20 protein-coding genes are annotated in these 19,166 nt (G+C 43.3%); 7 read left to right on the top strand and 13 right to left on the bottom strand.

Features of this window, described 5'->3' with window-relative positions:
• Positions 1-28: 28 nt before the first annotated feature.
• From hemJ to ACFSYC_RS11680, 11 genes are all read right to left on the bottom strand, one after another.
• Positions 29-571 carry a protoporphyrinogen oxidase HemJ gene (gene hemJ / locus ACFSYC_RS11730; RefSeq protein WP_377127555.1) on the bottom strand — a complete coding sequence of 181 codons (543 nt, stop codon included), beginning with the start codon at positions 569-571 and terminating at the stop codon, positions 29-31.
• An 87-nt stretch (positions 572-658) separates the two neighbouring features.
• A complete protein-coding gene (hemE, locus tag ACFSYC_RS11725; RefSeq protein WP_377127552.1) occupies positions 659-1,684 on the bottom strand; it encodes a uroporphyrinogen decarboxylase in 1,026 nt (341 codons plus the stop codon).
• 45 nt (positions 1,685-1,729) lie between these two features.
• A complete protein-coding gene (locus tag ACFSYC_RS11720) occupies positions 1,730-2,251 on the bottom strand; it encodes a tetratricopeptide repeat protein (RefSeq protein WP_377127550.1) in 522 nt (173 codons plus the stop codon).
• Between the two features lie 3 nt (positions 2,252-2,254).
• Positions 2,255-2,959 (bottom strand): response regulator transcription factor, encoded by a 705-nt coding sequence (locus ACFSYC_RS11715; RefSeq protein WP_377127547.1) that lies wholly within the window; start codon positions 2,957-2,959, stop codon positions 2,255-2,257.
• 29 nt (positions 2,960-2,988) lie between these two features.
• Positions 2,989-3,855, bottom strand: coding sequence for a sensor histidine kinase (locus ACFSYC_RS11710; protein ID WP_377127544.1), 867 nt, complete (start codon positions 3,853-3,855; stop codon positions 2,989-2,991).
• 6 nt (positions 3,856-3,861) lie between these two features.
• A complete protein-coding gene (hemL, locus tag ACFSYC_RS11705) occupies positions 3,862-5,229 on the bottom strand; it encodes a glutamate-1-semialdehyde 2,1-aminomutase (protein ID WP_377127541.1) in 1,368 nt (455 codons plus the stop codon).
• Between the two features lie 85 nt (positions 5,230-5,314).
• Positions 5,315-6,286, bottom strand: a complete 972-nt coding sequence (hemB, locus tag ACFSYC_RS11700) for a porphobilinogen synthase (protein ID WP_377127538.1) — start codon at positions 6,284-6,286, stop codon at positions 5,315-5,317.
• A gap of 63 nt (positions 6,287-6,349) precedes the next feature.
• Complete coding sequence (gene hemC / locus ACFSYC_RS11695) at positions 6,350-7,957, bottom strand: hydroxymethylbilane synthase (protein WP_377127535.1); 1,608 nt, start codon at positions 7,955-7,957, stop codon at positions 6,350-6,352.
• Between the two features lie 604 nt (positions 7,958-8,561).
• Positions 8,562-9,104 (bottom strand): hypothetical protein, encoded by a 543-nt coding sequence (locus ACFSYC_RS11690; protein WP_377127532.1) that lies wholly within the window; start codon positions 9,102-9,104, stop codon positions 8,562-8,564.
• A 1-nt stretch (position 9,105) separates the two neighbouring features.
• Positions 9,106-9,582 carry an RNA polymerase sigma factor gene (locus ACFSYC_RS11685; protein ID WP_377127529.1) on the bottom strand — a complete coding sequence of 159 codons (477 nt, stop codon included), beginning with the start codon at positions 9,580-9,582 and terminating at the stop codon, positions 9,106-9,108.
• Entirely contained in the window at positions 9,582-10,964 is a 1,383-nt protein-coding gene (locus ACFSYC_RS11680) for a serine hydrolase domain-containing protein (protein WP_377127526.1), read from the bottom strand. Before ACFSYC_RS11680 ends, ACFSYC_RS11685 begins: the two co-directional genes overlap by 1 nt.
• A gap of 125 nt (positions 10,965-11,089) precedes the next feature.
• On the opposite strand from ACFSYC_RS11680, the gene ACFSYC_RS11675 reads away from it, so the two are divergent.
• Together ACFSYC_RS11675 and ACFSYC_RS11670 are read left to right on the top strand one after the other, a co-directional pair.
• A complete protein-coding gene (locus ACFSYC_RS11675) occupies positions 11,090-11,278 on the top strand; it encodes a hypothetical protein (protein WP_377127523.1) in 189 nt (62 codons plus the stop codon).
• Positions 11,279-11,333: 55 nt separating this feature from the next.
• Positions 11,334-11,813, top strand: a complete 480-nt coding sequence (locus tag ACFSYC_RS11670) for a hypothetical protein (RefSeq protein ID WP_377127520.1) — start codon at positions 11,334-11,336, stop codon at positions 11,811-11,813.
• A gap of 269 nt (positions 11,814-12,082) precedes the next feature.
• Here the strand turns inward: ACFSYC_RS11670 and hemA are convergent, their stop codons facing one another.
• Positions 12,083-13,306, bottom strand: coding sequence for a glutamyl-tRNA reductase (hemA, locus tag ACFSYC_RS11665; protein WP_377127517.1), 1,224 nt, complete (start codon positions 13,304-13,306; stop codon positions 12,083-12,085).
• A gap of 170 nt (positions 13,307-13,476) precedes the next feature.
• Here hemA and ACFSYC_RS11660 point away from each other — a divergent pair, with 170 nt between their 5' ends.
• The 5 genes from ACFSYC_RS11660 (at position 13,477) to ACFSYC_RS11640 (ending at position 16,803) form a co-directional block, all read left to right on the top strand.
• Positions 13,477-13,872, top strand: a complete 396-nt coding sequence (locus tag ACFSYC_RS11660; RefSeq protein WP_377127514.1) for a DoxX family protein — start codon at positions 13,477-13,479, stop codon at positions 13,870-13,872.
• A gap of 41 nt (positions 13,873-13,913) precedes the next feature.
• Complete coding sequence (locus tag ACFSYC_RS11655; protein ID WP_377127511.1) at positions 13,914-14,216, top strand: hypothetical protein; 303 nt, start codon at positions 13,914-13,916, stop codon at positions 14,214-14,216.
• A gap of 7 nt (positions 14,217-14,223) precedes the next feature.
• The gene (locus ACFSYC_RS11650; protein ID WP_377127508.1) at positions 14,224-15,057 is read left to right on the top strand and encodes an alpha/beta hydrolase; all 834 of its coding nucleotides are present in this window, start codon (positions 14,224-14,226) and stop codon (positions 15,055-15,057) included.
• Between the two features lie 60 nt (positions 15,058-15,117).
• On the top strand, positions 15,118-16,119 hold the full coding sequence (locus ACFSYC_RS11645; RefSeq protein ID WP_377127506.1) for an MBL fold metallo-hydrolase: 1,002 nt from the start codon (positions 15,118-15,120) through the stop codon (positions 16,117-16,119).
• 366 nt (positions 16,120-16,485) lie between these two features.
• Positions 16,486-16,803, top strand: coding sequence for a hypothetical protein (locus tag ACFSYC_RS11640; RefSeq protein WP_377127503.1), 318 nt, complete (start codon positions 16,486-16,488; stop codon positions 16,801-16,803).
• A 223-nt stretch (positions 16,804-17,026) separates the two neighbouring features.
• On the opposite strand, the gene ispG is transcribed toward ACFSYC_RS11640, so the two are convergent.
• Positions 17,027-19,084, bottom strand: coding sequence for a (E)-4-hydroxy-3-methylbut-2-enyl-diphosphate synthase (gene ispG, locus ACFSYC_RS11635; protein WP_377127501.1), 2,058 nt, complete (start codon positions 19,082-19,084; stop codon positions 17,027-17,029).
• Positions 19,085-19,166: the final 82 nt, after the last annotated feature.

Raw genomic sequence — 19,166 nt, 5'->3', positions numbered from 1 at the left:
CTCTCTTTGGTCTAAATGACAATAAATATTACTGCCTGTCCCTAAACCGCTTATATATCTTCACCGCCATCATAAGTACAATGGAGAATCCAATTATACCCACCACCCCAAAGATCCAGTTTAAGGAGTTCTTTAGTACCACCAAAAACACTATCGCAAAAAGAATCAGCGTAGCTAATTCATTCCATAAGCGCAACTGGGTTGAAGTCCATTTATAGATACCTTTGCGCATTTGGTTCATTTTATACTGGCAGATAAAATGATAAGCAATCAAACCGACAACAAACAGCAATTTAATATGCATCCAACCCATTTGTAGCCAAACGGGCCTAATCCAAAGCATAGTGATACCAGCTGCCACGACAATGTACATGGAGGGTGTTGCGATGATCCACCACAACTTTTTCTCCATCACCTCAAACTGTTCTGATAGAATAGTACGGGCAGGTTCAGTGCGCTCCTGCGCTTCGGTGTGATAAATAAATAGGCGTACCATATAAAACAGCCCCGCCATCCAGCAAACTACAAATATGATATGTATGGATAATATGTAGTAATAATACTCAACCACCAGCCTTGTTTATTTGCCATTGCGAGGAACGAATCACTCGCTAACTTTTCAGCGTGCGATAGCTTCGTTCCTTGCAATGGCAGTTAATTAGTATTTAAACTCTTTTATCACTTCTACCGCGTACTTCACGTTATCAAACGGAATATCGGGCATAATGCCATGACCCAGATTGAAGATGAAGCCCTTCTCGCCTTTCATACGGTCGAACAAGCGGTAAATCCTTTCTTTAATCACCTTTTTATCAGCATACAAAATATGCGGATCAAGATTGCCTTGCACGGCGATGCCCTGCGGTAACCGTTTTTTGATATCTAAAAGATCAACATTCCAATCGATAGAAATAACATCGGGCTTAGCCTCTGCCATTAACGGAGCGAATACTGAACTACCTTTGCAGAATGATATCACCGGGATATCTTTACGGTTCAACTTGCTTATGATCTCTACAATATAGCGATGCGAGAACTCGGTATAATCATCCCATGATAATGCTTGAGCCCAGCTATCAAATATCTGTACTGCATTAACACCGGCGGCTATCTGCAGGTTCAGATAATCGGCAGTAACAGTAGCAATTTTTGATAATAACTGATGAGCCAAAGCAGGCTCATTATGTAGCATCAACTTGGTTAGCTTAAAATCTTTTGATGATCCACCTTCAACCAAATAACTCATTACCGTAAAAGGAGCGCCTGCAAAACCTATAAGTGGTATGCTACCATTCAAGCGTTGTTGAATAACTTTTATAGCGTCGGCAACATATTGCAGTTCGCCAATGCAATCAGTGCTCAGGTTATCAACGTCCTTTTGTGTGCGTACCGGGTTAGCAAATTTAGGACCGACACCCTGGGTAAAACTCAAATCGCCGCCCATGGCCTCGCCGGTAACTAATATATCCGAAAATAATATAGCGGCATCTATGCCTAGCAACTCAACCGGTAACATGGTAACATCGGCGGCAATCTCCGGCGTTTTGCACATTTCAAGGAACGAATATTTATTCTTGATCTCCCAGTACTGCGGCATAAATCGTCCGGCCTGGCGCATCATCCATACGGGTGGGCGCTCGGTTTGTTGTGATAATGCTGCTTTTAAGAATAATGAATTTGTCATAATTTGTATTGTAGAGACGCAATGCATTGTGTCTGCCATGGTGGTTTATTTCTTATCTAATTCCTGGTGAAGGCGATCTATTACATCCTTCATTTTGGCTGTTATTTTTTCTTTGTGTTTATCGGCTAAACCTAAATAAGCTTTGGCTTTGTCTATATCGTTGCGCCTGATGCTGATATTAGCTACATGCACCAGCGCCGCCACATGGTCGTTGGCAGACCGCAGTGGATATTGCGCGGCTATTTCATAATGGCGTTCGGCTTCGTTATAATCCTGCTTTTGCAGGCAAATGCCACCGTACATAAACTCATAAAATCCGCGACGCCTTTTGCTCAGCCAGTTTGGATTGCTTATTTGTAGTAACAATGATTCGGCCTTGTCATAGTCTTTATTATGAAAGACTTTGGCTGCCATAACTACGGTACCATCTTTAAAATAGCCCCAAATCAGCATTAAAATAAACATACCTATGGCGGCAGCTATCTCATAAACTTTATAATTGATAGCAACTGCCATTGCAATTATAAAAGCGCCGATAACTAAAATGCGTGCCCTATTAGTGAACATTAATTAGTGCTGATCTGTAAATTTATAGCCAACGCCACGTATTGAGTGGAAGTAAACCGGATTTTTAGGATCCGGTTCAAAATACTTACGGAACGTTAGGATAAAGTTATCTATCGTACGGGTTGACGGGTAAACATCATAGTTCCATACGGTTTCCAAAATTTGCTCGCGCGATACCGCGTCATTACGACGTTCGATCAGCAACTTCAAAAGCATGGTTTCCTTTTTAGTTAAAGGAGTGATGCTACCATCGCCGTTAACCAATTCAAACGAGTTGAAATGGACGGTCTTATCGCCAATTTTATAGCTATTAAACTCTTTCAAATCGTCGCCTTTTAGGCTGCGTTTTACCAGGTTGTTAACACGCAATATCAGTTCTTCCAGGTTAAAGGGCTTGGTTAAGTAATCGTCGGCACCTTTTTTTAGACCGGCAATTTTATCCTCGTTGGTGTTCTTTGCGGTCAAGAACATGATAGGCACTTCTGAGTTCTCTAACCTAATGGTTTCTGCTACTACAAAGCCGTCAATTTCGGGCATCATTACGTCCAGTATCACCAGGTTAAAGCGTTCTTCTTTAAATATCTGAAGCGCTTTTTTGCCGTTGCTGGCGGTTGATACTTTATAACCTTCTAACTCAAGGTTAAGTTTAATGGCCTCTAAAAGATGATCTTCATCTTCGGCTAATAAAATTCTTTTTCTTCCGGGCATGATATGATTATGTTAGGTACATTATTATGTTAAAAGACAACCTCAAATATGCTTCCCACAGGGCGGTTGTCCTTAACCCTGATACTGGCTTCATGTTTATCCAACACTTGCTTTACAATGTATAAACCCAGGCCAGTGCCTTTTGTGTTGCGGGTGTCCTCGCTGCCCACCCGATAAAACTTATCAAAGATACGTGGTTTTTCCAGGTCAGAAATACCAATACCATGGTCAGCAACCTGAAAGTATATCCTGCCTTCCTTTTGATATAACTTAACATCAACCGGCTCGCATGGGCCCGAATATTTGATGGCGTTCTCAACCAAATTAGTTACTACAGATGTTAGCGCAAACTTGTCGCCGGTAAATTCAATTTTAGGTTCAATTTCGGCATTTATAATCTTTTGTGTGCCATCGCATTTTGATATCTGTAGCCGGTTAACAATACCATCAACCAAAACAGACAGGCTAAAACTAGCTTTAGGAAAGCTGTACGATCGGTTATCAATCTTAGATGCCAGCAGCATATTCTCTACCATATCATCTAAACGCTCAATATCCAGTAAAGACTTTTCTATAAAATCTTGCGTCTGGGCTTTGGTGAGATCGCGCTTTTGGATGGTTTGGAGTAATAGTTTGATAGATGCCAAAGGCGACTTTAACTCGTGCGTTACCGATAAAAGGAAGTTCTTTTTTTGCTCCTGTAATTTACGCTCGCGATTGATGGATTGATGCATATAATATGCCCCAAACGAAAGCACAATAATAAACATTGATCCTTCGCTCAGTATCATTCCCAGCTTTTTGTGTTGCAGGTTTACCAACTGGTATCCCCACCATATTAATTGTGCTGCCGCGTAGATAATTAAAGCATAAAATATAACGAGCGATCTTTTCATAAAATCTTACTTCTTAAATACTAAGTCCAGACTATCAAATATAGCTCTTTTTGTTTTCTCTAAATCGATCTTGGTATGGGCCGATGAAATGAAACCAACCTCGTAACCAGACGGGCCCATGTAAATGCCGCGGTTTAGCAATTCGCGGTGCATTACCTTGAATTTCTCCATACTGGCCGGATCTATCTCTTCGGCAGTACTAACAGTTTCTGCAGTTGTAAAGGCAAACCAAAATATAGACCCTATACTAAACACCTTAAATTTATAACTACGTGCAGTAGCAAAACGCTGAACAGCTTCGGTAAACTCGGCAGTTTTATTGTTCAGGTCTTTGTAAAAACCCATACGGAGCAGCTCTGTTAACTGCGCGATACCCGCTGCCATAGCCACCGGATTGCCCGATAATGTCCCCGCCTGGTAAACACCGCCATCTGGCGATACATGGCCCATAATCTCGGCAGACGAACCGTACATTCCTACCGGTAAGCCACCACCAATGATTTTTCCATAGGTAATAATATCCGGCTGTATCTGGTAATAGCCGGCCGCGCCTTCAAATCCTACGCGGAAACCCGAGATCACTTCGTCAAAAATCAACAGTGTGCCGTTAGTTGTACAGATGTCGCGCAGTGACTGCAAGTATTCCTTGGTTTGCAGCAATAAACCGTTGTTAGCCGGGATAGGCTCAATGATCACTGCCGCTATCTGATCTTTAAAATCGGCAAATGCTTTTTGTAAAGCATCAACATCATTTAAGCCAATAACGATGGTTTCATCTGCAAAGGCTTTGGGTACACCGGCGGATGAAGTTTCGCCAAAGGTTACCAGGCCTGATCCTGCCTTTACCAGTAATGAATCTGAATGACCATGGTAGCAGCCCTCGAACTTTAAGATCTTATCGCGTTTGGTATAGCCGCGGGCCAACCTGATGGCCGACATTACGGCCTCTGTACCCGAGCTCACAAAACGTAGCTTTTGTATGTATTTGTTATTTTTAAGGATCAGCTCGGCAAGTTCATTCTCTAACGCTGTAGGTGCGCCGAAAGACATGCCGTTTTGCATCACCTCAATTACTTTGTCTTTAACCTTTGGATGGTTGTGACCTAAAATAAGCGGCCCCCAAGAGCAGCAATAGTCAATAAACTCATTATCGTCAGCATCCCAGATATGGCTGCCATCGCCTTTTTTTATGAAAAGCGGCGTGCCATAAACAGATTTAAAAGCCCTTACCGGCGAGTTTACCCCACCCGGGAAGAACGTTTTAGCCTTTGCGTATAATTCTGAGGATTTTTCCCTGCTGATATCAGGCTTACCCGTAGTATTCACCAGCAGGTCATCATCATTGGAAAACATTTTCTTTATTGAATCAAGCATTATTTTTTGCGTAAAGCTGAAAGCAAAAGCTTAAAGCTTATTTTATATTTCATTGAGTTGCCTTTAGGGTCTTTAGCTTTAAACCCTACAACCAATTATTCTCTAATACCTCTTTAGCGTGGTACGTCAATATAGCAGTAGCGCCTGCACGGCGGATACTGGTTAACACTTCGGTTACAGCGCGCTGCTCGTTTAGCCAGCCTTTTTGTACGGCTGCTTTTAGCATGGCATATTCGCCGCTTACGTTGTAGGCAGCCACCGGCAACTCCGTATCGTCCTTTATCAGTTTTATTACATCAAGATAAGCTAAAGCCGGCTTCACCATCAGGAAATCGGCACCTTCGGCTTCGTCCAGTCTCGCTTCTATAAGCGCTTCGCGCTGATTAGCCGGGTTCATCTGGTAGGTCTTTTTATCGCCAAACTTAGGGGCCGAATTCAAAGCGTCTCTAAAAGGGCCGTAGAATGCGCTGGCGTACTTAGCCGAGTATGACATGATTGACACGCCGCTAAAACCATTATCATCTAACACCTCGCGGATATAGCCTACCCTTCCGTCCATCATGTCACTGGGGGCAATAATATCAGCGCCGGCCTGGGCTTGCGCTAACGACATTTTGCCTAATATTTCCAGCGTTTCATCATTTAATATCTGGCCATTCTCTACAAGGCCATCGTGGCCATCGCTGCTGTATGGATCCATCGCCACGTCTGTAACCACACACGCTTCAGGGAAATGCTTTTTAACCTCGCGGATTGCCCGCAGGTACAAGCCCTCTTCACGATGACTTTCGGTAGCGTACTTATCTTTTAATGCTTCATCGATATTTGGGAACAAGTCAAATGCCTTTAACCCCAGGTTCATGCAGCTCTCTACCTCACGCAACAGGTTATCTATCGAGTACCTGTAGATACCCGGCATTGATGATACCTCTGTCTTTTGGTTGGTACCGTCAACGATAAATAACGGGAAGATAAGGTTGGCCGCGCTAACATGAGTTTCTTGCACCATTTGGCGTATAACTTCGCTTTTTCTGTTTCTTCTTGGTCGTTGTAACATAAGCCCCCTCTAAATCTCCCCCGATAAGGGAGACTTTTTATATTTTTTAATAAAGCCCTATCACTAAGTCCTCCCTACCGGGGAGGGTTGTGTGGGGCTTAATCCAAATACTGCCTCAGCCAAACCAACTTCGTCAGGGCTGAACGGCAGTTTATATTTCACGCCCATCTCATCAAACTTTTTGCCGGTCGATTTACCTATGGCAATTACTTTTTGATACGGATCGAGCAAATTATCTGCAAAATAGGCATCAACGTTTGATGGACTGGTAAACACCAGTACCTCAGCGCCAGAGCCTTCTATTTGTTCTTCTAATACAGTTTCGTAAACAGCAAGGTTTACTATCTTCGTTTCGGGCGACAGGCCTTTTTGAATACTGTTAAGCGACTCTTGCGCACCCGGAAACAGCACATGTGTGCCATTAGCCAGCTTGGCAAACTCTTCGGCCACATCTGCCGGGTCCACACCCAAGCCGGTGAAGTCAGCGAAATAGCCTTTACGACGCAGCATTTCTTCGCTGCCCGCGCCCATTACCCCAAACTTTACGTCTTTAGGTAGTTGTGGCTGTAGCTGAAAGAAGTATTCCACAGCATTCTTACTGCTAAAAAACACCCAGTCTACGTGTTTTAATATGAATGAGTCAAGCTTGTTGATTACCGGCACGGTGCGAATCAAGGAGCGGTCGTCTATCTGTATATTGTGTTTTTGTAAGGCTCTCCTGAAATAGCTTTGTTCTGATGCTTCGCGCGAGATGAATACGCTTGACGGCAACTTGCGCTCGGGGCTAAATGCCGCCACTACTTTAGCTGACAGGCCCTCTGTCGTATCAGCCTCCAGGAACAAACGGTCAGGAAACTGGTCGCCTTCTTCGGCCCTTGACGTAAACACCTGGTACTTGCCATCCTCTTTACGGCAATAGCAACCCAATGGTAAATGGCAGCCGCCACCGAATAACTTTAGCACAGTACGCTCTACAGCCAACTGCTCAGCCACATCAGCATGATGCAAAATTTGCAGGGCTTTTAACAGCTCAGTATCGCTTTCGCGGATCTGGATAGCCAACGCGCCTTGTGCGGGTGCCGGTACTATCTCGTTAGGTGTAAGTACTTCAACGTGGAATTCGCTCAGGTCAATACCCAAACGGCTTACGCCAGCCTTGGCCAGCATGATGGCGTCATACCCTTCGTCGCGCAGTTTACCTATGCGGGTAGGTACGTTGCCACGCAGTTCTTCAATTTCCAGATCAGGCCGGTAAGCCAGTAATTGCGCTTTACGTCGGTTACTTGATGTACCCACAATGGCGCCGTATTTAACTGATAGTTTTTGCTTTACGTCCACACAATCCTTCAAAATCAGCAACAACTCAGACGGGTCCTCGCGCTCTGATACCGCAGCGATGATAAGCCCGGGAGGGTTTTCTGTAGGCAAGTCCTTGTGGCTATGTACAGCAAGGTCAATAGTGCCTGCTAACAACTCTTCTTCAAGCTCTTTGGTAAAAAAGCCTTTGCCTTCCAACTTATCAAAACTTAAATTAAGTATGCGGTCGCCTTGCGTTTTAATGATCTTAAGCTGGGCAGCGATGCCTGCATTAGCCAAGCTATCTTTAACAAAGTTTGCCTGCCAAAGGGCTAGTTCGCTACCGCGTGTGCCTATAATTAATGTTCTTTCCAAAGGGGTAAATTGTTTACTGCCGCAAAGTTAATTTTTTATGCCCATGGTTGTAGTTTTTATTGGCGATATGAGGATTTGGTGACGATTGATACCGTGCGGATAAGCGAATGACGATTACCTAATCACTGATCCACCGTTTGCCTGTATCGGTTGGATCACCTGGATCACATCAAATCCCTAACTGCTTGTCTATCAATATAAATTTAAAACTAAGCTTTTCGTTTGGATCACTTTTGGTCGATTCGGGTCAGTTTGGATCACCTTGGTTTAAGGTTGACGGCTTGAGGTAAACTTTGAAAAATACCAGTGAATCATGTGTAAAAAACAACTAAAAGACCACTTGAGGGCATGTAAAATACATGAAATCAACACTAATCAGCAAGTAAATACGGGTTAATAAATCTCAATATTTATCAACTAAAAAGCCCGGGATGCAAATCCACGGGCTCAACTGATCTTAAAGGTTTGGGTTATTATTTTTTCACGAATGATGTTCAAGAACTTCATTATAGCTTATTTCACTATCAACTTCTACTTGTTCGCGAGCTTAAACTAATTTAGTGTCGGTTTGGCTTTAATGGTTAAAAAATCTTGCTGTGGGTATTTACTCAAAACCCTGCACGGTCGCCTTAATATTATTTAGTCTACCAGCCCAAATACGGTACAGCACCCACAATTGAAACAAGAAAAGTAAACCGATGATTGCAATTGAGTAGTATTTGGCGGTGGTAATAGTTAACCCATAAGTAAAAAACAAAACAAACCCCGCAGCCAATATCACCCGCGAACCAATGGAAACTACAGCATACATTTTAACTTTTGACAGGTAAACAATTAACGATTGCTTAAGCGACGTGCCATTTATCAAATAGCGCGCGAAACTATAACCCATCAGGTTATGGATAATAGGCAATAAAACGGACACAACCAGCACGGCGTTTACCCAAACCGGTTTGGTATCGCCATCAAACATCGTGTAATAGCATAGTAAGAAAATCGACCACACCGCAACTTCTATAATAACCTGCTTGCGTATACCCTTTAAAACCGGGTGATTATTCTCTGATAGCATTGTCGCAATTTTATGGGCCGGCGTGTTTGGCGTGTTTATATTTTGCCAGGCATTTTTCAATTCGTCAAGTTCCATATTATTTAATAATTAGTTGCTGAAGTTTATGTTTAATACGATTGATCTTTACCCCTACATTGTTCTCGTTAATGCCCAATACTTCGGCAATTTGACGGTAGCTCATTTCTTCAAAATAAAGGGTAATGATAGCCTTCTCCGTATCGTCTAACTGTTTAAGTGCAGCAAATAATTGCTCTTGCCGTCGCTCATGCTCCTCATTTGGCGGCTCGTCGGGCATGTCAGGCATCACCGAAGGAAATTCAATATCCGGGCGCTTTTTTCTAAACACGGCAATAGCGGTATTTAAAGCTATCCGGTACATCCAGGTAGTTACTTTGGCTTCGCCTTTAAAATGGGGCCAGGCTTTCCAGAGTTGAAAGGTTATTTCCTGAAACAGATCTTCCCTGTCCTCTTTGCTGTCACGATATAGATAACAAACCTTGTGCACCATGGCCTGGTGTTCTTGCATCAACCCAACAAACTGTACCTCGTTCATTATTTAATTTTATTAAAGCTCAGGTTTTGGCCACGGCCATCGGCCAGCAATCCGGTAATTACACCTTCTTGATCTTGCTTAAAGGTAAACTTTATGTTTACTTTTTTTCCATAAAACCCAAGGGGCGATTCGGGGTAAATTTCAAAAGCGGGGTTAGCGCCCAGTTTGGCATAAAGCTGCTTGTTATTGGCCATGATATCCAATTGCATTTTGCCATCATCAGTGCTGTAATGCCCTGCCATTTTATTTAATTCGGCAGCATTAATAGCAACTTTATCGGTCTTATTGGGCAGCTTAAAGGGTTCGTTAAATATAATTTTTTCTATGTCGGCCCATATTTCATTAACAGGCAGTGTTGATATATTACTCAATATCACAATTGAAATCTTTTTCTGCGGATACAAAGCAGTAAGTGCTGAGCACCCATAGGTTCCGCCCCCATGGAAATATGCCATTTTCGTTGGTTCAGCATTATTATGGATAAACCAGCCATAGCCGTAAAGATCCTTGTTGTTGTGCAAAGGCAGGCCCGAATGAGGCGCGAAAACCTGTGCTTTGATATCGCCCCATTGATCGCCCGAAAAGCTGTTTGTCCAGTTCAGCAAGTCGCCGGCCGAGGCATACATATCGCCTGATCCTTTCATTAGTGAGAAATCGCGGTAAGGCGCCACAATCAAACTGTCGCCCAGTAAATGGTATGATGATACCATGTTTGGGATAACCAACCGCGTGTTGGCTACGCCCGTTTGGTTCATGACCAGCGGCTGTGTAATCTTTTCTTTTAAAATGCTTTCATAACTTTTTTTGTAGTTATCTTCTAATATAGCAGCAAGTAAAAAGTAACCGGGACTTGAGTATTTAGCCGATGTGCCGGGGTTGAAAACCAGTTTTGTTTTAAATATCTCTGCGAGCGCTTGCTGCTTAGTTAAAGGCAAAAGCGCTTTGAATAACATATAATCGGCGATCCCTTCATTATGCGGTATACCTGAGCGATGCGACAGTAACTGATCAACCGTAATGTTGCGCCATGACGGTTCTTTAAGTTCAGGAAAGAAGGTGACTAGCGAGTCGGTTAATTTGAGGCGACCTTCCCGGACGGCAATCATCACCAGCATTGCCGTAATTGATTTGGTAATAGACGCTATTTTAAATACAGCGTTGGCTTTAATTGGTACATCAAGCTCCACTGATGAGCGTCCAATAACTTCTGTGTAAATAATGCGGTTGTTTTTTGATATAAGCACCACCCCATTAAAGCCCAACCGCTTTTGTTGTACTAAAAGGTATTGATGCAATAATTTGCCAGCTGCTGTTGGTTGTGCCCAACTGTTAATGCTGCCAATTAACAGCATTACTAACAATAATGATTTAAACCTACCCATAATTGATTATTTGCCATATAGGTTGTTAGTTTGCCAAAAAACTTACAACTGCCCGCAAATATTTATTTACAAACAACTGTAAGTTTTTAAACCAATCTGCAACTTATTAGCAAAACAATAAAAACATGAAATCAACAATCATTATCTTAATTGGCACCGTAGTATTAACCGCATGTGGCCGCGAGTCGTCTCCTGATGGCAGATCGCAAATAAGGGACGAAAAAATTCAGCAGCAAATTGACAGTTTAAAGGCCGAAACGAGGGCGCTGGCCGATAGCATAGGCATCATCAACAAAAAGTTAAAACCGATGTAAAACAATATTGGCAGGATTTGTGTACTCATCTTTGAAATATTCACAACAACAGATCATGAAAAAGATAGTACAGATCACCTTCGCATTTTTAGCCCTTGCTTTTATTTTACAGGCATGTTCAACCACCAAAACTTCAGGCAGCGCCAGTGCGTCCCGCGGGACCTTTGTGGGCACCTGGACCATTACCAACGTAACTTACGAGGGTCTTGTAGCTAACGCGGTACAAGATGTATTTAACCAAGCTAAACCCGCCGACTTTGTAAACAGCGTATGGAAGCTAACTAATAGCGGCAACGGCATGTATACTTTGCAAAACGGCACATCGCAAACCATATTCTGGAGCTTTAATAATGCTGATAAAGCAAACCCGATGTTTCAGTTCAAAAAGATTTTTGAAGGCGATAAAGCCAAAAACGTTACCGAAGGCTACCAGCTTAAGGTGGCCCAGGCTGGCGGCGGCACAATGACGCTTAAAACACCCGTAATTATGAATAACAATACGGCCTACGTGGTTTACACATTTACCAAGAATTAAGCTATAATTACTATAAACAAAACGGGCAAGTGGCGTTAGCTGCTTTGCCCGTTTTGTTTATATCAGTATGCCGATCAAGTATTGAAGATGCTTCTGGATTTATTGGTGGTGCGTTTCTGAGGATCACACACTATTTGCAGTTTGTCATTCTGAGCGATAGCGAAGACTCTTATACCCTTGACAGGTATGCGTCTGCTAATAACGTATAGAAGACGCTTCGGTACTTAACATGACCAACATGTTGAAAATCCAAAAGAGTTAAGGAAGTATTAATTATTGATCAAAATATCCTTAGCCATGATCATAGGTACGCTAATATATTTTTTCTCCATGTAGTTGATCACTTTCTCCAGTACCTCGCGCGATTGCTGATCCATGCCTAAAAGCTCCTCCGCAAAAACGCTGTTGATAGCGGTGTTACGAATCTCTTTGATCTTCTCGGGCACCTGGCGCATGGCCAGTTCAATTTTGCGTTGTTTTAGTGTTACGCAAAATTCAGCAATGTTTTGGTCTATGATAGTTTCGGCGTGGCTAAGCTCCTGGTAGCGCTCGTGCAGGTTGCGTTTGGCAACTTCGTTTAATGAGAACACTTCGATAAAATTAACAGGGAACTGCTCCAAAACCTCGGGGGCAGTATCGTTAGGGATAGCCAAATCGACAATTGTCTTTTTGCTGGTGTCACCGTTTAATAAGGTGGCGTATATCTCCGGGGTGATGATAGGCTCAACCGCCGATGTGCAGGTAATGATGACATCAAAGCCCTTATTATAATCTTTTAAAGCACTTAGCTCAAAAGCCTGGCCGTTTAGATCTTTGGCTAATTTTTGTGCTTTAGACAACGTACGGTTAAACACCGCGAAGTTGCTAAACTTATGCTTCTGTAAATATTTTGAAATGTTTTGGTTAGTCTCGCCGGCACCGATGATCAGGATGCGGGCATTTGAACAAAGCTTAAGGTCTTTAAGCTTACGGTAGGCCAGAGATACTACCGAGATAGGGTTTTTAGCAATGCCGGTGTGTGTATAAACCTCTTTAGCAGTTTTGACGACACAATTCATGAACATTCGCAATCCATCGCCGGTCAGGCCCGCTTCGCGGCAATTGTCGTAAGCCTTACGCAGTTGGGCCAAAATCTCTTTTTCGCCTACTACCAGGCTTTCCAGGGAGCATGACATGCGTAGCAGGTGGTTAAGCGCTTCGCGATCCTCGTAAATAGAAGCGGCCTCAACAAACAATCCCGTATGGTGCGAGCAAAGGCCGATATTTAGTTTCTGAATAAATTTTGTGGCAAACGCTTTGTCTACTAGCTGTGGTGTAATTAGCACAAATTCGACCCGATTACAGGTAGCCACATAAAAAAGCTCTGAAATACCAAACTCAGCTTTCACCTCATGGAGCTTGGCCGTAAGGTTCTCTTCGCAGATCACCAACTTCCCTAATTCCTTCAGCTCAATCTGTTTGTGTGTAAAAGCTATTACTTTTAGATACTTCAAAGCGAATTTAAATTTAACCCAACAAAAATAATATCTTGAACCAGAACCAATGTCAAGACTTTGTCATACAGAAGTATTTAGAATGTTTATAAATAACCTATATATTCGCACTCAAACAACTGCTTTTCAACCAAAACCGTAATTACCGTTGTAATTGCGTTGCCAAAATTATGAAATTGATAAAAACAATAAGTCTGATTATTCTAATAATTGGCTACATAGGTGCCGGGGCTAATCATTTTATTCATCCGGATGGTTATGTGCATATCATTCCGCATTATATTCCTTATCCCGTATTTTTTAATTACCTGTCGGGCGCGTTTGAAATATTGTTGGGCTTTTTGCTCATCTTTAATGCTACCCGCAGCATAGCCGCCTGGGGCATTTGCCTGTTGCTCCTAGCGTTTTTACCGGTACATATCCAGATGGTTATTGATGCGCCCTTTAAGTTGGGTACGTTAATGGTGACACCTTTGGCTGCCTGGGCAAGGCTGGCTTTGCAACCTGTGCTGATATGGTGGGCATGGTGGTATACACAGCCAAAACGGCGATTAAATAGCCTATAATTTGCTTGATACAGCGTAATGTGGTAATATTGGTATCTACTATGAGCAACTATAAATTTAAAGAGGCCGAAACAACCGCATGTTTTATGTGCGACCACGTGATGAACAAAACCCGGCCCATTATGCTGGTAACCCATGATGAAGATGGCGAATACGAATACTGGCAGTTTTTATGCGGCGAAACCGATCATAATGATGGTGACATTAAAATCACATCGTTGAAGAAGGCTACCCAAATAGACCCCTCAATAAACGACTTACACGCTTTAAAATTGGGTGTAAGCGCAGACAGAAAGACAATAGCAGCACCATGGGAACTGTTTAAAGTGACCAATAAAAAGTAGTGGCGGGATGATCAAGAAAGAATATTTCACCCTCGCGGGGGCCGAAGACCGGCCCATGCTGACCGACCTTACTTATGACGATCGCCATAAAAACGCGCCGCTGGTTATTTTTTCGCACGGTTTTAAAGGGTTTAAAGATTGGGGCACGCACAACTTGCTGGCTAATTATTTCGCCGAAAATGGCTTTCGCTTCCTCAAATTTAACTTTAGCCATAACGGTACCACTATAGACAGCCCGGTTGATTTTACTGACCTGATTGCTTTTAGCGAGAATACATTCAGTTTTGAGCTTGAGGATTTGAACACGGTGATCGACTTTGCCTGTAATGGTAATTCCATCCCGAGGGCCAAAACCGTTTACCTTATAGGCCATAGCATGGGCGGCGGCATCAGCATTATAAAAACAGCCGAGGATAAGCGCGTGGCCAAATTGGTCAGCATGGCATCTATCTGCAGCTTTTATAACCTTTGGCCTAAACACGCCGAAGAGCAATGGCGCTTGCAGGGTATATTATATATGCATAATAGCCGCACTAATCAGCAAATGCCGCTAAAGGCTACGCTGCTAGATGATCTTGAACGAAACCCTGCCCGATTAGATATTTTAGGCAAGGCTGCTACTATTAGCCAACCCTGGCTTATTATACATGGCGACAAAGACCCCACTGTACCACTGGCGCATGCAGAACAGCTAAGAGCTGCGCAGCCAACCGCTGAGTTTTTATTAATTAAAGATGCTGACCATACTTTCAACTCGGGCCATCCCTACAACAAAGACACCATGCCAGATAAGTTGCTCGAGTTTTGCGACGCAGCGATCAGCTTTTTTAAAAACGACTGAACTGAACAAACTGCTTAAAGCATTTGTTACGTATACTGGATTACTAATACAGCCATAAAAATGAGCATCTCTCCATCCAGAAAAATAAATAACAAATACCAAAATCCAATACCAACCGACGAAGCTGGCTTTGACAAAATGTGGCCAATTATTAAGGCTTACATAAACAACAAAGCAGAGGTTGTACCGAATAAACAACTGGGACCATTTAAAACGGATACCAGCATATATAAAACACCACCCAAAAGCGGCTTGCGGGTAACGTTGGTGGGCCACTCGAGTTTATTAATTGAGATTGATGGCAGAACGATACTGACCGATCCGGTTTGGAGCAAACGGGTATCCCTATTTCAATGGATGGGCCCCAAGCGTTTTTTTGACCCGCCTTTGCGAATAAGCGAGTTGCCGCCACTGGATGCTATCATCATATCGCATGATCATTATGACCATTTGGACATGGCCACTATTAAGCGTTTTGCCGGTACAACTATTCCTTTCTTTTGCTCATCGGGCGTTGGTGCCCATTTACAGCGATGCGGCATTACCCGTAATTATATTAATGAGATGGATTGGGGCGATAGCGTGATGATTGATCATGACTGTATTGTAACCGCTACCCCGTCCAGACATTTCTCGGGCAGAGGGCTCACCGGTCGTAACGAAACGCTATGGTCATCGTTTGTTATTAAAGGCAAAAAGCATAACATATTTTTTGGTGCCGATTCTGGTTACTTTCCCGGCTTTAAGGATATTGGCGAAACCTTTGGCCCCTTTGATTTAACCATGTTGGAGATAGGCGCCTACGGCCAATACTGGCCGGATATACACATGGGGCCAGACAACGCATCAAACGCGCACCTTGATCTTAAAGGCAAACTGATGATGCCTATCCACTGGGGCACCTTTAACCTGGCCCTGCACGATTGGTATGAACCCATTGAACGCCTGGAACAATACGCCATCGACAAAAAAATAGCATTGTTTGTGCCCGAACCGGGTAAACCTACCGAAGTTGACGGTCCGTTTAATTCTGAGTGGTGGAGACCCTTTATGGATTTATAATCGTTGGTCAGAACGCCAAACAAGAGTTATAATAGCGCTTATTTAACTTTTCAGGGTTAGTAACTGTATACCTTCCATATCCATGGTTTTTGAAGTTGACGTACTATATCCGTTCGCTATGCGGGCAAGCCTGCAGCTGTTGGTTGTAGCCACAAATAGGATTATTTTAACACTAACCATTGATACAGAGCAGGGTTTTGGTTTTTATAAACCAGCCAAAAGTATATTTTTCTGACCGATATAATACAAATCAATCGACTCGCCAAAACCATTAAAATGTCAATGAAATAACAAATTTATTAATAACTTAACAAGTACTTAGCGTTAATATTCGTAATTTTGCAACGAAGCGACGAGATAGATAATATGGAAAGAATAGCAATAGTTGCCTATAAGCCAAATCCGGGCAAAGAAGAGGCCCTTAGGACATTAGTCAAAAAACACCTGCCGTGTTTAAAGCAACATGGGTTGGTAACAAATAAAGAAGCATTTATTTTAGAAACAAAAGACGGAACAATAGTAGAGGTTTTTAAATGGGCATCAGAAAAAGCCAAAAAAAGCGCGAATACCATCCCTGATATACAACAGCTTTGGCGCGAGTATGCTAAAGTTAGTACATATACCCCACTTAACCGGCTATCTGAAGCGGGCAATTTGTTTGCCGAGTTTACTCCGTTAAACTAAAACTACCATTCAGGACGTAGCCGATCTCTACGACGACGCGATTATAAGTTTCGGCGCCGATAGGTTAAATTCAGTTCTAAACTGCCATCTGCAAACAAGGGAATATCCGAGCCTAATAACGCTGGTACACTTGTAATCCACATTTAGTTTATCAGACGGTTTCACGGACAATGTAACCATTAATCCTTGCTGTTATTTCTGCAATGTTGGCTAGGGGCATATATTAATGTGTTTCTATAGGCTCTATCCAATTACCATCCTCACGAATGATATTGATCAACTCATCGAGCGCGTTGGCAGATGCAATATTTTTCTTAACAGCCTCTTTACCACGGTAGAGGGTGATTTTATCGGTACCGGAGCCTACATAGCCATAATCAGCATCGGCCATTTCGCCGGGGCCATTTACTATGCAACCCATGATACCAATTTTCAAACCTTTAAGATGACTGGTACGGCTGCGGATCATCTGCGTAGTAACCATCAGATCAAACAAGGTACGGCCACAACTTGGGCACGATATATATTCGGTTTTTGAAATGCGCGAGCGGGTAGCCTGTAAAATGCCAAACGCTGTAGAAGTTATTGTTTTCGTATCAACCTGCGGTGCGTCAATCCAGACGCCATCGCCAAAACCATCTATCAGCAAGGCGCCCAAGTCTGTAGCGGAAAAAAGTTGCAAGTTGGTGGCAGCCCCCTCTAAATCTCCCCCGGTCAGGGAGACTTTTGTTTGCCTTTCACTTTCAAAATCCCTCTCTTCCGGGGAGGGTTGGGTGGGGCTGTAGGATCGTTTGATAATTACGGGAACTTCAAGACCCAGCTCTTCCATTTTTAAAAAGAATGCGCGTTGATCTGCCATGCCATGCACGGCATCAGTCTCTAATACAAATACCAGCGAATTGCTAAATGGCAATGATCCAAAAGCATCTGATTCTATGTCGGCAGGCTTTATTATTACCAAATTGAGGGCTGATGTTTGATCGTCAGCTCCAACAAATTCCGGTAAGGTATAAACCGGGTGGCAAAGGGTTTTATCAGACAGTTTTTTCCAGGTTTGATAGTTGTATAGCTGTTTTAAGTTTGATGGTAGATTAAATGAAGGTAGCTCATCGCCAAAAAATACAAAATCAACCGACTGCTCGGCCATGTTGTATTTATCCAGCAATGGCGAGTATAGATAACCGGCCGCGCTTAATACTGACGCGTCTTTTAAGTTTTCTTTAGATAAATCAACCACTACACGCGGCACCATGTGGCCACCGATAAACGCATTTGCTTCGTAAGTTGTGCGTTTTATGTATTCGTAGGGATGGTGAGCCCCCTGTAAATCTCCCCAAATCGTGGAGAGTATGGATGGGGCTGCTTTCGCCTTTAACCTTTCCGAGTATCTGTTCACCAATGCAATGGCTACCGGGGCCTCGGCTTCTGGTTCTTCGGTTAAGGATACGCGGACGGTATCGCCCAGGCCATCCTCTAATAAAGTACCAATGCCAACGGCAGATTTTATACGGCCATCCTCTCCGTCACCGGCTTCAGTAACGCCCAAATGCAGCGGATAGTTCATGCCTTCGGCAACCATCGTCTCCACCAGCAGGCGGTAGGCTTGCACCATCACCTGTGGATTGCTCGATTTCATAGAGATCACTAAATTATAATAATTCAGCGTCTCGCACATCCGCATAAACTCCATTGCCGACTCGACCATGCCCTGAGGGGTATCGCCATAGCGACTCATTATCCTATCGCTCAACGAGCCATGATTAGTGCCAATACGCATGGCTGTACCATACTCTTTACAAATATTTACCAGCGGGGTAAACTTGTGAAAGATCCGGTCCAGCTCGCCCTGGTACTGGGCATCGGTATAATCTAATTGATCAAATTTCTTTTTATCGGCGTAATTGCCGGGGTTAACGCGTACTTTTTCAACTATACGGGCAGCAACCTCGGCGGCGTTTGGGGTAAAGTGGATATCGGCAACCAGCGGGGTATTGTAGCCACGCTGGCGCAACTGCTTTTTTATCTCGGCAAGGTTTTGCGCTTCTTTAATGCTTGGCGCGGTAATGCGTACCAGCTCGCAACCGGCTTCTATCATGCGGATAGACTGCTCAACCGTACCCTGGGTGTCCATGGTATCGGTAGTAGTCATGCTTTGTATGCGGATGGGGTTATTGCCCCCCAAAGCCAGATCGCCGATCTTAACCTCGCGCGTAACAAAACGCGAATATTCGGTTAGCGAGTTACAATAACGGCCGGATAATAGTATAGCGGGGGTTTGCATGCAATATGTTTATTTCGGCTCAAATTTACAAAATATGTTGCTGTTGATGAGGGGTGAGTTTGAAAATGATAGATTACAACCA

The organism is Mucilaginibacter antarcticus (assembly GCF_042686155.1).
GTDB classification, from domain to species: Bacteria; Bacteroidota; Bacteroidia; order Sphingobacteriales; family Sphingobacteriaceae; genus Mucilaginibacter; species Mucilaginibacter antarcticus.
The sequence above is the reverse complement of the archived record's forward strand: the minus strand, read 5'-3'. Positions and strand labels throughout refer to the sequence as shown.